Below are 16,654 nucleotides of genomic sequence, written 5' to 3' on the forward strand. Positions count from 1 at the left end.
TTATCCTATTTGTTCAATATCGATACGATTTTGTTGTTGTGCGACTCTCGCACGGATTTTTGCTTCGAGTTGGTCGATTAATTTGGCGTTATCGAAACGCTCTTTTTGGCGAACGCCGTCTAAGTAGAAACCACTCATTTTGTTGCTGCCGGTGACGCCCAAATCTGAGACTAACGCTTCGCCCGGGCCGTTCACTACGCAACCGATAATCGACACATCCATTGGCGTAATAATATCTTCTAAGCGTTGTTCCAGCTCATTTACCGTTGCAATCACGTCAATTTCTTGGCGTGAGCAAGTCGGGCAAGCGATAAAGTTAATGCCGCGGGAGCGAATTCTCAGTGATTTCAAAATATCGAAACCTACTTTAATTTCTTCAACAGGGTCTGCCGCCAAAGAAACACGCAAAGTATCGCCAATCCCCTCTGCTAATAACAACCCCAAACCGACCGCAGATTTCACCGAGCCGGCTCTTGCTCCGCCTGCTTCGGTAATGCCTAAATGCAACGGCTGTTCGATCTGTTTTGCAAGAAGTCGGTAAGATTCGACCGCTAGGAACACGTCTGATGCTTTCACGCTGACTTTGAATTGGTCAAAGTTAAGACGATCCAAATGATCAACGTGGCGTAATGCCGATTCTAGCAAGGCTTCCGGCGTAGGCTCACCATATTTTTCTTGCAGATCTCGCTCAAGCGAGCCAGCATTTACGCCGATGCGGATCGGGATATTTTTATCTCTAGCACAATCCACCACAGCACGGATCCGCTCTTCATTGCCGATATTGCCAGGATTGATCCGCAAGCAATCCACTCCATATTCCGCCACTTTCAGTGCAATACGGTAGTCAAAGTGAATATCGGCAACCAATGGCACTTTCACTTGCTGTTTGATCGCTTTGAAGGCTTCGGCAGCGTCCATTGTCGGCACAGAAACACGCACAATATCAGCCCCAACACGTTCTAATGCTTTGATTTGGGCGACAGTCGCTTCCACATCGGTGGTGCGAGTGTTCGTCATTGATTGTACCGAAATCGGAGCATCGCCCCCCACCGGCACGTTACCCACATAGATTTTTTTCGATACACGGCGTTTAATTGGTGATTGATGTATCATAGTCTCAACTAATGTTAAAAGTGATAAAAAAGGAGAAAACGCTCGTAAAGATAAGGTTTCCCATTAGCTCTACGGCGTTTTATCAATTGCGATTATTGTAATGGCAGGCGGATGCGAGCAACACGACCGTCAATTTTCAGCGGTACTTCCTGACCTTTGTAATAGAGCTTCACATTCGCCGGAGCCCCAATGGTTAAGCGATATTGCTCATTGTCATTAAAGGTGAGTGTTTCACCGTTGTTATACAATTTTTCCGCCAAACGCTTATTTTTCGCTCCACGCACAGTGATCCAGCTTTGCGAACCAGTAATTTCAATGCGTAATTCATCATTACCTACTGCTGTCGGTTGCTCGGTTGTGGCTTCAGCTTCTGTTGCTGTCTGAGTTTGTTGCAATACATTAACTGGCTCAGCTGTTACTTCTGCTTCAGGTTTTGGTGGTTCAACTGTCTGTGTTGGTGTATTTTCCTGTTGGCTTAGCTCTACAACTGTAGCCGTTTCAGGCTGTGGTTGAGCTTGAGGCTCTTGCACTTGAATTGGTTGTTGAACAGGCACAGAAACTTGATTACTAGACTCAACAGGTACGGAATTTGTTATTTCAGCTACAGGAGCTGAATTAACAAGCTGTTCACGGTTTTCCTGATCTTTCTGATAACCCTGCCACCACCATAAAAGCGTCATACCTAATGCTGCTAAAAGCACAAATATGGTTAAATATTTCAATGCTTTCCCCTGTGAATTGGATGATGGTTTTACAGGCGAAACTTTTGTAATCTCTTTTGGAATAGTTACTTCGCCATAATTCACAGAAGAAACTAACGATTCCGGTAAGCGTAAAAACTTCACATAATTACGTACGTAGCCACGCACGAAAGTGGGTGCGACATTTTTTAAAATAAAAATATCATTTTCAATCGATTCAATGTGGGATTTCTTTAAATTGGTTTTTTCCACTACATCAGCAATAGAGAGGTTTAGTGCCTCACGTGCAGCTTTTAATTGTTGTCCTAAACTCAGCCCGGTTTGAGGCTGCTCTTGGGTAGAATGAACTGATTCGGTCATACAAAACTCTTTCAAAAATGGTAGAAATAAAAATACAGAAAATTACTCGGAAGTTTAAAGAGGTAAAGACCATTTTGCAATCGGAACAGGCAAAAATCTTGAAAATTTAATGAGCAAGCGGTCATATTTCCCGAATTTTTTGCAAAGTTTGGGAGAAATATGACCGCTTGTATTACGGGGAAATAATTAAGAAGCTAAATTCGCTTTCGCTGCCGCAATCGCTTCAGCCACACGTTGTGGATTTACCCCGCCTTTGGCACAACGTTTATCTAAGCAAGATTCTAATGAAAGGATCGGGTAAACATCATCACCAATGGTTGGGTGGAATTGTTGGAATTCTGCAATACTTAAGGCTTCAAGCGGCTCTTTTTTGCTGATCGCATACACTACTGCTTCGCCCACAATGTGGTGAGCTTCACGGAATGGCACACCTTTTGCTACTAAGTAATCCGCTAATTCAGTTGCATTCGCATAGCCTTGTTGAGCCGCTTCACGAGTGCGTTCCGTATTTACCTGAATATCTACCAGCACTAATTCTGCAATTTCTAAACACGCCTGCCAGGTTTCTAACGCATCGAAAATGCCCTCTTTGTCTTCTTGCATATCTTTGTTGTAAGCCAGCGGCAAGCCTTTTAACGTGGTTAAAAGCCCGGTTAGTGCACCAAATACACGCCCTGATTTACCACGAATTAGCTCGCAAGCGTCTGGGTTTTTCTTCTGTGGCATTAGTGAAGAACCTGAAGTCACACGATCCGACATTTCAAGAAAGCCCGATTCACCGCTGTTGAAAATAATCAAGTCTTCGGCAAAGCGAGATAAATGCACCATACTGATAGAAGCGGTTGAGAGCAATTCCAAAATATGATCACGGTCTGACACGCTGTCTAAACTGTTGCGAGTTGCTTCATCAAAACCAAGATTGCGAGCCAACAAATCACGATCAATGCCATACGCCGTGCCAGCCAACGCTCCTGAACCGAGCGGGCAAGTTCCCATACGTTTATTCGCATCGCTTAAACGGCTGAAATCACGTTCGAGCATTTCGTAATACGCCATACACCAATGGGCGAATGTGACCGGTTGAGCTCGTTGCAAGTGGGTGTAGCCCGGCATAACTGAATTCTGATTTTCTTCAGCAACAGAGACTAAACGCTCTTGTAACGCTCGGATACGCTCTTGTAATGCAACCGCTTGTACTTTGCACCACATTTTAATATCCACCGCCACTTGGTCGTTACGGCTACGGCCGGTGTGCAATTTTTTACCGAGATCGCCCACTTTTTCGATTAGTTTAGATTCCACCCAGCTGTGAATATCTTCTGCATCGTCTTTTAAAATGATGGCGAGATTCGGCTCCACTTCTGCACGCACTTCTTTAAGAGCGACGATAAGCTGTTCTAATTCCGATTCGGTTAAAATGCCCACACTTTGAATCGCTTTTGCCCAGCCGATTGAGCCTTCAATATCTTGAATCGCAAGGCGATAGTCAAAACGTAGCGAGTCGTTGAAATATTTGAATTTTGCGTCTGCTTGTTGTGTGAAACGTCCACCCCAAAGAGCCATAGTTGTATCCTTTATCTGCGATGAAAATGAAAAAGGCGTTTTACCGCCTTAAATTTGTGCTTATTCTGCATAATTATGCATAATATTTCAATATTTATTTACAATTATTTTAATTGCTGTTCGATAATACCGCCACCTAAGCAGACTTCGCCTAAGTAGAACACCGCTGATTGCCCCGGGGTAACCGCAATTTGCGGTTCGTCAAAGATGACTCGAATGGTTTCATCATCGATCACTTGGATTTCACACGGAATATCCGCTTGGCGATAGCGAGTTTTCACCGTGCAACGGAGATTTTCACGCAGCGGCTGCATATCGACCCAAGCCAGTTGCTTCGCAATTAAACCACTGGAAAGTAAAGCGGAATTATCGTGCCCTTGAGCGACCACCAGCACGTTGTTGATCAAATCCTTTTCCACCACATAAAACGGATCTTCGCTCAAGCCTTTCACACCGCCGATGCCTAAACCTTTACGCTGACCGAGAGTGTGGTACATCAACCCATCGTGGCGACCGACCAACTTGCCGTCCACCGTGCGGATTTCACCCGGTTGTGTCGGCAGGAAGCGAGCCAAGAAATCTTTGAATTTACGCTCGCCGATAAAACAGATCCCTGTCGAATCTTTTTTCTTCGCCGTTGCTAAGCCTAAATCTTCGGCAATCGCACGCACGATCGGTTTTTCAATTTCGCCAACCGGGAACAGGCTTTGCCCTACTTGCTTTTTGGTGATGGCATATAAGAAATAGCTTTGATCTTTGTTTTCGTCTAAACCACGCAGTAATTTGGCGTCATTATCATCACCGCTACGGCGAACATAATGCCCTGTGGCGATATAATTCGCCCCAAGATCTTCCGCCGCATATTCTAAAAAGGCTTTAAATTTAATCTCTTTGTTGCACAAAATATCAGGGTTTGGTGTACGTCCTGCTTTATATTCCGCAAGGAAATATTCAAACACGTTGTCCCAATATTCCGCCGCAAAGTTGATTTTGTGCAGCTTCATTCCGAGCTTATCCGCAACCGCTTGAGCGTCTGCCAAATCAGCAGCAGCGGTGCAGTAATCGGTGTCGTCATCTTCCTCCCAGTTCTTCATAAACAAGCCTTCCACTTGATAGCCTTGTTGTTGAAGAATAAAAGCAGAAACGGAGGAATCCACCCCACCCGACATTCCGATAATCACTTTTTTCTTCGCATTTTCGGCAAGCTGTTCGGGGCTGAGTTTGGGGAAGTGGATGTCGTAGGTTTTTGAGGTTAATTGAGTTGTCATAATTCTCCCGTAACTTCGGTTAAGGCGAAGCACATTGGTTGGTTAGAAAAGCAACAAGCGGTGAAATTTGCAAAAAACTTTGCAAATCATACCGCTTATAGATGAATAATAGTAATAAAGAAGTTAAAAGTTACTTCACTTCGTAAAATTGCGGTTCTTTGTTAAAACGAGCGACTTCTTCAGGATCTGCTGTGCCGTCTGCGATTTTAGATTTAAGGTTATCGCAAGGCTCTTCGCAGTCGCACATTTTTTTCATTCCTAATGCGGTAATGCCGCCGCAGCTACCTTTAATGGTTTTGCCTTTGACGATAAAGCCAATCGACATGGCGAAAATCACCGCCACGAAAAAGCCAAAAGTTAATAATACAGTTTCCATTTTCCACTCCAACTATTGTGATTGAGTTAATTTTTTAAATTCGCTCGACATTTGTGTTTCAAACTTGTCGCCGCTTTTAACAATTAAAAATATCGCTAATTTTTCACGCTCTGCAAGGGCTAATGCTTTTTCTGCACCCAATACAAATAAGCCTGTTGATAATCCGTCTGCCGTCATCGTTGTTGGGGCGAGTACGGTAATTGAAGCTAAGTTGTGGCTCACCGGGCTTAATTTTTGTGGGTCAATAATATGTGAAAGGCGGTTGCCGTTTTCATCTTCAAAATAATTACGATAATTGCCCGATGTTGCCATCCCTAAATTATGTAAAGGCACAGTAATTTGTACAGATTGTGCTTGTTCCATTATAGGTTGTTCAATCGCAATTCGCCAATCTAAACCTTGTAAATTTTTTCCTTTGCCACGTAATTCACCGCCAATTTCCACTAAGTAGTTGCTCACACCTATCTTTTCAAGATGTTCTGCCAGTTTATCAACCCCAAAACCTTTTGCAATAGAGGATAAATCTAAATAGAGATTAGGCATAGTTTTAGTAAGTATTGGCTTACCTTCCATTTTGAGACTAATTTTATCAATTCCTACATAGCTAGAACGTTCTTTAATCTGTTCATCAGAAGGCACTTTGTTTAAGCGCTTATCAGGCCCAAATCCCCATAAATTCACTAGAGGTCCAACAGTAACATCTAATGCACCTTCTGTAATTTTGTTCAAGCGAATCGCTTCTTGAACCACTTTTGCAAAATCTTGCGAAATTTCGACCGCTTGATTAGCTTCTTTTAGCTGGTTGAAACGGCTGATTTCAGAATCTTGCTGATAAGTGGACATTTGGTTGTTCACTTCTACTAATAATCTGTCTAGCTCACTTTTGACTTTTTCGGGATTAGCTAAATTTTTCACTTCGCCATTATCAATATATTTGACAGTATAAGTCGTTCCCATTGTTTTACCTTGCAAGGTAATTTGTTCTGGGGCTTTTTCACAGGCGTTTAAGAACAGCGAGAAAATAGCAAAAGCGAAAAATTTGATTTTCATTTTTTCTCCTATAGGTGCGAATTACATTCGCTCATTTATCTATTTAGGACGAATGCAATTCGTCCCTATAATTCATGTGATTAAATACCTAACGCAGATACTTAATTATATAAACTAAATCAAGCGGTCAATTTTACAAAAAATTTTGCAAAATCGACCGCTTGTTGTTTGTTAAAGCTAGAAGTTATTAGCCACCGAAGTCATCTAATAAGATGTTTTCATCTTCTACACCTAAGCTCTTCAGCATACCGATTACCGCTGCGTTCATCACCGGTGGACCACACATATAGTATTCGCAGTCTTCAGGTGCTTCGTGATTTTTCAGGTAGTTCTCATAAAGTACGTTGTGAATGAAACCACGGAAGTAGTCTTCACGGTCGCCCGGTAATGGGTCAGAAAGTGCTACATACCATTTGAAGTTTTCATTTTCTGCTTGAAGCATATCAAAATCTTCAACATAGAACATTTCACGTTCTGAACGAGCACCGTACCAGAATGACATTTTACGTTTAGATTTTAAACGTTTTAATTGGTCGAAGATGTGCGAACGCATTGGAGCCATACCTGCACCACCACCGATAAACACCATTTCCGCATCGGTATCTTTCGCGAAGAATTCACCGAATGGACCAGAGATAGTTACTTTATCGCCCGCTTTTAATGACCAAATGTAAGATGACATTTGACCCGGCGGTACATCTGGGTTGCGTGGCGGAGGCGTTGCAATACGTACGTTCAGCATAATAATGCCTTTCTCTTCCGGGTATGAAGCCATTGAGTAAGCACGGATAATATGCTCATCCACTTTTGAAGTGTAACGCCATAAGTCGAATTTATCCCAGTCTTCGTGGTATTCTTTTGGAATATCGAAGTCTTTGTAATGCACTGTATGCGGTTCCGCTTCAATTTGGATATAACCACCGGCACGGAATGGCACTTCTTCGCCTTCAGGAATCGCCAATTTAAGTTCTTTGATGAAAGTTGCTTTGTTGTCGTTAGAAATAACAGTACACTGCCATTTTTTCACGCCGAAGATTTCTTCAGGTAATTCAACATCCATTGAAGATTTCACGTTAACTTGGCACGCTAAACGCCAGCCTTCTTTCGCTTCTTTCTTCGAGATGTGAGATAACTCAGTTGGTAGAATTTCGCCACCGCCCGATTTCACTTGTACTTTACATTGACCACAAGAGCCACCGCCACCACAAGCTGAGGAAACGAAAATCCCTTTACTCGCTAAAGCACCAAGTAATTTTCCGCCAGCCGGTAAGGTGATGCCTTTTTCCGGGTCATTGTTAATTGAAATGGTAATGTCGCCAGAATCCACTAATTTAGATTTAGCGAATAGGATAATCACCGCAAGCACTAGAACAAGAGCAGTAAATGCGATAATACCGAAAATAAAATTACTATCCACGATATGCTCCTTATAATTGAATGCCTGAGAATGACATAAAGCCTAATGCCATTAAGCCAACGGTAATAAAGGTGATACCTAAACCACGAAGACCCGCTGGAACATCAGAATATTTCATTTTCTCTGTTAAACCGGCAAGTGCAACAATTGCTAGCATCCAGCCTGTGCCTGCACCTACACCATAAACCACAGATTCTACAAAGTTGTATTCGCGTTGTACCATAAATGATACACCACCGAAGATTGCACAGTTTACTGTGATAAGTGGTAAGAAGATACCTAATGCACTATATAATGCTGGAAAGAACTTGTCTAAAATCATTTCAAGAATTTGAACAAGTGCCGCAATCACACCGATGAAGGTAATGAAGTTTAAGAATGTTAAATCTACACCTTCAACTAATGCACCGTCTTTTAAAATGTGAGTATAAACTAATTGATTCGCTGGTACCGCAATACCTAATACCACGATTACTGCAATACCTAAACCAAATGCTGTTGAAACTTTCTTAGACACCGCAAGGAATGTACACATACCAAGGAAGAAAGAAAGTGCCATATTTTCAATAAATACAGACTTAACAAAGATACTAATAAGATGTTCCATCTTTATTTCTCCACTTGCTCAGGTTTCCACGTTCTAATCGCCCAGATTACAAATCCGATAATAAAGAACGCACTTGGTGCTAATAAGAACAAACCATTTGCTTGATACCAACCACCATCTTGAACAGTTTGCATAATAGTTACACCGAATAGTTTACCTGAACCAATAAGCTCACGTAAAAATGCAACGATAATTAAGATTGCACCGTAGCCTAAGCCGTTACCAATACCATCTACAAAACTCTCAACTGGGCCAGATTTCATTGCAAATGCTTCTGCTCGTCCCATTACGATACAGTTCGTAATGATAAGACCTACGAATACAGACAATTGTTTTGAAAGATCGTATGCATAGGCACGTAATACTTGGTCAACTAAGATTACAAGTGATGCAATGATTGCCATTTGTACAATAATACGGATACTATTTGGAATATAGTTGCGAATCATTGAAATGAACATACTTGAAAAAGCAGTAACTAAACTTACTGCAATTGCCATTACTACTGCTGTTTGTAGCTGAGTAGTTACCGCTAATGCAGAACAGATACCTAAGATCTGTAATGCAATTGGGTTGTTATCTGCAATTGGAGATAACAATAACTTTTTAAGGTTGTTACTTGCCATTAGTTAGCTCCTACTTCTGCTTTAAATTTCGCTAAATATGGGCCAAACCCGCTCTTACCGAACCAGTATTTGAAAGAACCATCAACACCATTTGAAGTTAATGTTGCACCAGATAAGCCATCAATGCCATGCTCTTTATTAGCAGATGCACCTTTAGAAATAGTTAAAGCAACATCATTGTTGTCGTTATATAACTTCTTACCTACAAAGTTTTTCTGCCAGTTAGGGTTAGCAATTTCACCACCAAGACCCGCTGTTTCACCTTGCTCGTAATAAGTAATACCATTAATAGTATTTGCATCAGGTTGAACTGCTACAAAGCCATACATCATTGACCATAAACCATTACCGTGCATTGGTAATACTACCTGAGTAACTTTACCCGTTTCATCTTTCACTAAATAAACTTCAGCATATTTAGCACGCACTTTAATATTGGCTTTGTCATCTTCAGGAGCAATAGTAACGTTTTCTTTAGGATCTTTTGCTGCTGCACGAGCATCAAAATCTTTCATTCCTTCAACATACTCACCTGTAGCTAAATCAACTACTTTTGGTTCGATAAACTTTTCGTAAGTTACAGGTACATTAGTATTTGGCTCCAATAAACCAGCCGCTTGTAAAATATTTTTCTGTTTATCAAGTTGTTTTTGCATATCTTGTGTTGGTTTTAACAACACCGCAGCACCTGCTACGATAAGAGAACAAATTAAACTTAATAAAACTACAACGGTTAGTGTACCGCCAACGCTATCTTTATTAAATTTAGCCATTGTTTGATACCCTCGCTAATCTGCGTTTGATATTACCTTGAACTACTAAGTAGTCAAAGATTGGGGCAAATAAGTTAGCAAATAAGATAGCTAACATCATACCTTCTGGGTATGCTGGGTTTACCACACGGATTAATACACACATAAAGCCGATTAAGATACCATATGCCCATTTACCTTTGTTTGTGAAGGCTGCTGATACTGGGTCAGTTGCCATAAAGAACATACCTAGAGCAAAACCACCCAATACTAAATGCCAATGCCAAGGCATAGAGAACATCGTATTAGTTTCCGAACCGATTACATTAAATAATGTTGCGGTTGCAGCCATACCAATCATTACACCAGCAATGATTCTCCAAGATGCAATACGTGCAAATACAATAATTGCCGCACCAATAATTAACATTAAAGTTGAAGTTTCACCGATTGAACCTGGGATATTACCTAAGAATGCATCCATCCAGGTGATCGTTTCACCTGTTGCAACGTGTTTTAATGCACCTTCTCCACCTACAGCCCACTGTGAGAGTGCTGTTGCTCCAGAGAAGCCGTCAGCTGCTATCCATACTGCATCACCCGAAATTTGTGCTGGGTACGCAAAGAATAGGAAAGCACGGCCCGCTAATGCTGGGTTCATAAAGTTTTTACCTACACCACCAAATACTTCTTTTGCCACTACAACACCAAAGGTAGTTGCAAGAGCAGCTTGCCAAAGTGGCAATGTTGGTGGAACAATTAACGCAAGTAAGATAGAAGTTACGAAAAAACCTTCATTAATTTCGTGCTTACGTACCATTGCAAATACAACTTCCCAGAAACCACCCACAGCAAATACCGTTAAGTAGATTGGAAGGAAGTACGTTGCACCTAGTAACATTTTAGTTCCCCAGCCTGCCTCCGCTACAGAACCTAAGTTGTTAGCAAAACTGTAGTGCCAGTCATTCGCAATTAAATCACTTAATGTACCTAAATTTAATGCAGCTAAAATACCTTGGTGCCCTACATTGTACATACCGTAGAACATCGCAGGGAATAACGCTAACCATACAATTAACATCATACGTTTAGAGTCGATAGCATCACGCACGTGAGCATCTTTACGGGTTACCGTGCCTGGCGTATAGAAAATGGTATAAGCCGCTTCAAATAGCGTGTACCATTTTTCATACTTTCCACCTTTATGGAAAGCGGGTTCCATTTTTTCAAAAAGATTTCTTAAACCCATTTTTAACCATCCTTCTCGATCTTATCTAACGCCTGACGTAATAATGGCCCCCAGTTATTTTTACCAGAACACACAAAAGTACATAACGCTAAATCTTCTTCATCTAACTCTAAGCAACCTAGAGCCTGAGCGGAGTCTGTATCTCCAGCAGCTAAATCTCGTAGTAATATTGTTGGAATAATATCCAATGGCATTACACGCTCATAAGCACCCGTTGGTACCATTGCACGCTCACTACCATGAACGGCTGTTGTAAAGTTAAATAATTTCTTCGCAAAATGGCCTAAGGTTGTACGCGTAATAGAATATTTATCTGAATAAGGCGCAATCATACCGAAGAATGCTTTTTCACGCCCCTCTAATAACACTGACACTTGTAATGCATAACGACCTAAATAATCATGAGGACCAATTGCGGTTGCCCCGCTTAAAACAGATCCTGAAATCACACGGTTTTCACCTGAATTTAACTCATTTGCTGTTAATTGTGAAAGATTTGCACCTAAGCGAGTACGCACTAAACGAGGGCTTTTTACCTGCGGACCAGCTAACGCAACAACACGATCTGTAAACAATTCACCAGTGGTGAATAATTTGCCGATAGCAATCACATCTTGGTAGTTTAAATACCAAACTTGTTTGGTTGCACCAACTGAATCAATAAAATGAATATGCGTACCAACAAGACCAGCCGGATGTGGACCTTTGAAACGGTTGGTCTCCACATTTTGGATTTGACGGCTTTGTGCCGCATTTAAAATATTAGAATCAGCACCACCACAAAGATGTATGGTTTTTTTGCCTTCAAATAGACGGCTTAGTACCGTTAAACCATCAAAGAAGGTTTGTTGGTGTTCAGCAATAATCACTTCAGGGTTTGCAGCAAGTGGATTAGTATCCATTGCATTCACAAAAATTGACGAAGGATTTGCATCTAATGCGGGCACTTTACTGAACGGACGAGTACGGAAAGCAGTCCATAATCCCGATTCAACTAAATTTTGTTTTACTTGCTCTGAAGTTAATGACGCTAATTGACTAGCATCATAACGCGCAAAGGTAATTTGCTCATCACCCTCAACTTTAATTACTACTGATTGAAGAACACGCTTCTCACCACGGTTAATTGCCGTAACTGTTCCGCTTGCAGGAGCAGTAAAGATAACGCCAGGATTCTTTTTATCTTCAAAAAGAACTTGACCTTTTTTCACTACATCACCTTCACGTACCTTCATTGAAGGACGCATACCCACATATTCTTCACCAAGCACAGCAACTTCAGTAACGGTATTTCCGTTATGGATTACTTGCTCAGGTTTTCCCGAAATCGGAAGATCTAAGCCTTGTTTGATTGTAATCATATTGTTTGCACTACTTTTCTTTTGGGTTAAAAATATGATTGCGAAATAACGCAATCGCTTCTATTGAGCCGCAGCTTTATTTAAAAATAAATGATGATTCTCCCACTTATTTTCAAAGCCACATTAAGTTCTCAAATTTGGTTCATAATCTTTCGCTATCTTTTAACAAAAGATTAACTAAAAATATAATCGTCTATTCTACCTAAAAACGCCCCCTTATGGCTAGAAAAACCCCTGAATTTTTGCTTTTTCCTTTTCCAAAATTTGAAGTAAATCAATATTTTTAGTGAGCAAAATCAAACAATACCTATGAATAGGTACATCTTTTGATACAAGCGATCAAATTTTCTTCTTAATTTGCAATGTTAACATTTAAGCTATCAACAAAATTGCCTAGCTAAAAATAGGTGGCTATTTTTAGCTAGGCAATTTTAAAATTCAAGCGTAAAATAGTTGATAAATTTTGTAGAATATTTTTTGATTACAGGACAAGAGAAAATGGAAGAACAAACAATTCATATTTCAATTTCAGATGTGGCACAAGCCCATTTTGTAAGACTTTTAGAGCAACAAGAAGAAGGTACAAATATTCGTATTTTTGTAGTCAATCCTGGAACACCAAATGCAGAATGTGGCGTATCTTACTGCCCGCCAAATGCAATAGAAGAAACCGATACCGAGTTTACTTTTAATCGCTTTTCTGCCTTTGTTGATGATGTAAGTTTACCGTTTTTAGATGAAGCAGAAATTGACTATGTAACCGATCCAATGGGTTCACAACTAACACTCAAAGCTCCGAATGCCAAAATGCGTAAAGTGGCTGATGATGCACCATTTATTGAGCGTTTAGATTACGTCATTCAAACACAGATCAATCCTCAATTAGCCAGCCACGGCGGCAAAGTGACGCTGATTGAAGTCACCGAAGATAAATATGCAATTCTGCAGTTTGGTGGTGGTTGTAACGGCTGTTCAATGGTTGATGTGACGTTAAAAGAAGGGATTGAAAAACAGCTTTTAGCTCAGTTCCCTGAAGAATTAGTAGGTGTGAAAGACATCACTGAGCATCAACACGGCGAGCATTCTTACTATTAATCAGATAAAAAATTGGGGGGCATTAGCCCTCCCTTATTTTTATGAATTTTCTTACTCTGGTTTCTCTTTTGGCAACACCAAATTCATAATGATTGCCGCAATCGCACAAAGACTGATGCCTTTAAGTGAGAATTCTCCCACGTTAATGAACATTCCACCGATACCGAAAGTCATTACCACAGAAACGATACACAAGTTGCGAGCCTGCCCCATATCCACTTTGGCACGAATAAGTGTACTCATTCCCACCGCGGCAATGGAACCAAACACCAACATCATAATGCCGCCCATCACCACGCCCGGAATGGTTTGCAAGAACGCTCCCACTTTGCCGCAGAACGAAATCGCAATCGCCCAACCAGCTGCCCACGTCATTATTCTCGGGTTGAAGTTTTTGGTGAGCATTACTGCCCCTGTTACTTCCGCATAAGTGGTATTTGGTGGACCACCTAACAGTGATGCAGCTGAAGTGGCGACACCATCACCCAACAAGGTACGGTGTAAGCCCGGTTTGGCCATAAAATCTTTGCCAGTCACTGAACTAATCGCCATAATACCACCGACGTGCTCCACTGCAGGAGCAAGAGCGATTGGTAACAAATAAAGAATCGCCTCAAGTTTAAATTCAGGTGTAGTCAATTTCGGCAAACTAAACCACGCTGCTTCGCTCACTTTGCTGAAATCCACAATGCCATAGAACAGTGAAAGGAGGTAGCCGACCACAATTCCGAACATAATCGGTACTAATTTCATCAAGCCTTTCGCAAATACTGCCACAACCAAGGTGGTGACTAAGGTCGCCATTGAGATTAACAACGCCGTGTTTTGTGGAATTTCTGTGCCTTTTGCTAACGCCATATCTACAGCGGTGGGAGCCAATCCCAAACCGATTATGATAATCACAGGCCCCACAACAACAGGCGGAAATAATTTCTCCAAAATCGCTGCCCCTTTGAATTTCACCAAGGCACTCAAGAAGAAATAGACAAAGCCGGTAAATACCAAGCCGCCCATGGTGACCGCTACGCCCCATTGCTGCACGCCATATTGAATGGGGGCGATAAATGCAAAAGAGGAAGCAAGGAAAATCGGGACTTGCCCTTTGGTGCAGATTTGGAAAAGAAGGGTGCCAATGCCGGCGGTAAGAAGTGCAGTGTTAGGATCTAAGCCGGTAATAAGCGGCATTAACACCAAAGCTCCAAACGCCACGAATAGCATTTGCAAGCCAACGAACGCCTGTTTCGGCGTGCTGATCGTTTGATTTGTCATTTTTGTTTCAACTCTCTGTTTGAATTAACGAATGATAGATTGTAGCAAGCGGTCAAATTTGCAAAAAAATTGGCAAATTTAACCGCTTGTTACACCAATTAAGCCTTGCGGCTATCTTGGTGTTCTTTTGCTGCTTTAACGAAACCAGCAAAGAGTGGGTGACCATCTCTTGGTGTAGAGGTAAATTCCGGGTGGAATTGAGCTGCTACGAACCAAGGATGATTTGGAACTTCAATGATTTCCACTAATTTGCGGTCTGCCGATAAGCCAGTGACTTTCAAGCCTGCCGCTTCAATTTGTGGAAGCAATTTGTTGTTGACTTCATAACGGTGGCGATGACGCTCTTCAATGGTTTCCGCTCCGTATAATTCACGCGCTTTTGAGCCTTCGATTAAGTGACATTGTTGAGCCCCTAAACGCATTGTGCCGCCTAAATCGGACTCATCACTACGAGTTTCCACATTGCCGTCCGCATCTTGCCATTCGGTAATTAAACCGATCACCGGCTGCGGACAATCTTTGTCAAACTCAGATGAGTTCGCTTGCGTTAAGCCTGCCACGTTACGAGCGTATTCAATTAAAGCAATTTGCATCCCTAAACAGATGCCTAAGTATGGAATATTGTTCTCACGAGCATATTGTGCAGTGCGGATTTTACCTTCAACACCACGATAGCCAAAGCCACCCGGCACTAAGATGCCGTCTAAACCAGCTAAAAGCTCGGTGCCTTTGGTTTCAATATCTTGCGAGTCGATGTATTTAATATTGACTGTTAAGCGGTTAGTTAAGCCTGCGTGTTTTAATGCTTCATTCACTGATTTATACGCATCAGGTAATTCCACATATTTCCCTACCATACCAATAGTCACTTCACCGGTTGGGTTTGCTTGGCGGTATAACACTTGCTCCCACTCGGATAAATCGGCTTCTTTGCAATCTAAACGGAAACGGTCACACACAAAGGTATCTAAACCTTGTGATTTCAATAATTCAGGAATACGGTAAATCGAATCCACATCTTTTAATGAGATAACTGCACGTTCCGGCACGTTACAGAATAATGCGATTTTTTTCTTCTCATTTTCCGGAATGGCACGATCTGAACGGCAGATCAACACATCCGGCTGAATACCGATAGACAGTAACTCTTTTACTGAGTGTTGGGTTGGCTTAGTTTTTACTTCACCGGCAGTCGGAATATAAGGCACTAAGGTTAAGTGCATAAATAAGGTTTTTTCACGACCTACATCTACCGCTAATTGACGAAGTGCTTCTAAGAATGGTAGCGATTCAATATCACCTACTGTGCCGCCGACTTCAACAATCGCCACATCACGGCCTTTACCGCCTTCAATCACACGCTCTTTAATTTCATTGGTGATGTGTGGAATCACCTGAATGGTTGCACCCAAATAGTCGCCACGGCGTTCTTTACGCAGCACTTCAGAGTAAATTTTACCGCTGGTAAAGTTATTCGCTTTGCTCATTTTTGAGCGGATAAAACGCTCATAGTGACCTAAGTCTAAGTCGGTTTCCGCACCGTCTTGGGTCACAAACACTTCGCCGTGCTGAGTTGGGCTCATTGTACCCGGATCCACGTTGATATAAGGATCAAGCTTCATAATGGTGACATTTAAACCGCGAGCTTCAAGAATAGATGCAAGAGAAGCAGCCGCAATACCTTTCCCTAAAGAAGATACAACACCGCCCGTTACGAAAATATAATTCGTTGCCATTGTTATTGCCTTTTTTGCTGATTAGTTTGGTTGGAAATTAAGAGTACAAGTTTACTTTTACTAAAAAGAAACTATTAGGACGGGATAGTAGTTTACATGAAATCAAATTTT

General features: G+C 41.6%; 15 protein-coding genes. 1 reads left to right on the plus strand and 14 read right to left on the minus strand.

Annotation, left to right across the window (positions count from 1 at the left end):
• From ispG to A6B40_RS04315, 12 genes are all read right to left on the minus strand, one after another.
• Window positions 1-1,113, minus strand: coding sequence for a flavodoxin-dependent (E)-4-hydroxy-3-methylbut-2-enyl-diphosphate synthase (ispG, locus tag A6B40_RS04260; RefSeq protein WP_025217892.1), 1,113 nt, complete (start codon window positions 1,111-1,113; stop codon window positions 1-3).
• Between the two features lie 92 nt (window positions 1,114-1,205).
• Window positions 1,206-2,174 carry a RodZ domain-containing protein gene (locus A6B40_RS04265; RefSeq protein WP_176671669.1) on the minus strand — a complete coding sequence of 323 codons (969 nt, stop codon included), beginning with the start codon at window positions 2,172-2,174 and terminating at the stop codon, window positions 1,206-1,208.
• A gap of 186 nt (window positions 2,175-2,360) precedes the next feature.
• Window positions 2,361-3,737: an argininosuccinate lyase gene (gene argH / locus A6B40_RS04270; RefSeq protein WP_176671670.1), complete on the minus strand. Its 1,377-nt coding sequence runs from the start codon at window positions 3,735-3,737 to the stop codon at window positions 2,361-2,363.
• Window positions 3,738-3,841: 104 nt separating this feature from the next.
• Window positions 3,842-5,005, minus strand: coding sequence for a tRNA 2-thiouridine(34) synthase MnmA (gene mnmA, locus A6B40_RS04275; protein WP_176671671.1), 1,164 nt, complete (start codon window positions 5,003-5,005; stop codon window positions 3,842-3,844).
• 130 nt (window positions 5,006-5,135) lie between these two features.
• On the minus strand, window positions 5,136-5,381 hold the full coding sequence (nqrM, locus tag A6B40_RS04280) for a (Na+)-NQR maturation NqrM (protein ID WP_006250397.1): 246 nt from the start codon (window positions 5,379-5,381) through the stop codon (window positions 5,136-5,138).
• Window positions 5,382-5,393: 12 nt separating this feature from the next.
• Window positions 5,394-6,431 carry an FAD:protein FMN transferase gene (locus A6B40_RS04285; protein ID WP_025342238.1) on the minus strand — a complete coding sequence of 346 codons (1,038 nt, stop codon included), beginning with the start codon at window positions 6,429-6,431 and terminating at the stop codon, window positions 5,394-5,396.
• Window positions 6,432-6,618: 187 nt separating this feature from the next.
• Window positions 6,619-7,848, minus strand: coding sequence for an NADH:ubiquinone reductase (Na(+)-transporting) subunit F (nqrF, locus tag A6B40_RS04290; protein WP_025217897.1), 1,230 nt, complete (start codon window positions 7,846-7,848; stop codon window positions 6,619-6,621).
• Window positions 7,849-7,858: 10 nt separating this feature from the next.
• A complete protein-coding gene (nqrE, locus tag A6B40_RS04295) occupies window positions 7,859-8,455 on the minus strand; it encodes an NADH:ubiquinone reductase (Na(+)-transporting) subunit E (RefSeq protein ID WP_025248146.1) in 597 nt (198 codons plus the stop codon).
• A gap of 2 nt (window positions 8,456-8,457) precedes the next feature.
• Window positions 8,458-9,081 (minus strand): NADH:ubiquinone reductase (Na(+)-transporting) subunit D, encoded by a 624-nt coding sequence (locus A6B40_RS04300; RefSeq protein ID WP_025217899.1) that lies wholly within the window; start codon window positions 9,079-9,081, stop codon window positions 8,458-8,460.
• A complete protein-coding gene (locus tag A6B40_RS04305; RefSeq protein ID WP_025217900.1) occupies window positions 9,081-9,854 on the minus strand; it encodes a Na(+)-translocating NADH-quinone reductase subunit C in 774 nt (257 codons plus the stop codon). Before A6B40_RS04305 ends, A6B40_RS04300 begins: the two co-directional genes overlap by 1 nt.
• Window positions 9,847-11,082 (minus strand): NADH:ubiquinone reductase (Na(+)-transporting) subunit B, encoded by a 1,236-nt coding sequence (locus A6B40_RS04310; protein ID WP_176671672.1) that lies wholly within the window; start codon window positions 11,080-11,082, stop codon window positions 9,847-9,849. The genes A6B40_RS04305 and A6B40_RS04310 overlap by 8 nt, the downstream gene beginning before the upstream one ends.
• Before the next feature lie 2 nt (window positions 11,083-11,084).
• The gene (locus A6B40_RS04315; RefSeq protein WP_176671673.1) at window positions 11,085-12,443 is read right to left on the minus strand and encodes a Na(+)-translocating NADH-quinone reductase subunit A; all 1,359 of its coding nucleotides are present in this window, start codon (window positions 12,441-12,443) and stop codon (window positions 11,085-11,087) included.
• Window positions 12,444-12,941: 498 nt separating this feature from the next.
• Between A6B40_RS04315 and nfuA the strand changes: the two genes are divergently transcribed.
• Complete coding sequence (gene nfuA / locus A6B40_RS04320; protein WP_025217903.1) at window positions 12,942-13,538, plus strand: Fe-S biogenesis protein NfuA; 597 nt, start codon at window positions 12,942-12,944, stop codon at window positions 13,536-13,538.
• Between the two features lie 51 nt (window positions 13,539-13,589).
• Here nfuA and A6B40_RS04325 read toward each other — a convergent pair whose 3' ends face one another.
• Window positions 13,590-14,807, minus strand: coding sequence for a uracil-xanthine permease family protein (locus A6B40_RS04325; RefSeq protein ID WP_176671674.1), 1,218 nt, complete (start codon window positions 14,805-14,807; stop codon window positions 13,590-13,592).
• Between the two features lie 98 nt (window positions 14,808-14,905).
• On the minus strand, window positions 14,906-16,543 hold the full coding sequence (gene pyrG / locus A6B40_RS04330) for a glutamine hydrolyzing CTP synthase (RefSeq protein WP_176671675.1): 1,638 nt from the start codon (window positions 16,541-16,543) through the stop codon (window positions 14,906-14,908).
• Between the last annotated feature and the right edge of the window lie 111 nt (window positions 16,544-16,654).

The organism is Mannheimia varigena (genome assembly GCF_013377235.1).
Lineage (GTDB): Bacteria > Pseudomonadota > Gammaproteobacteria > Enterobacterales > Pasteurellaceae > Mannheimia > Mannheimia varigena.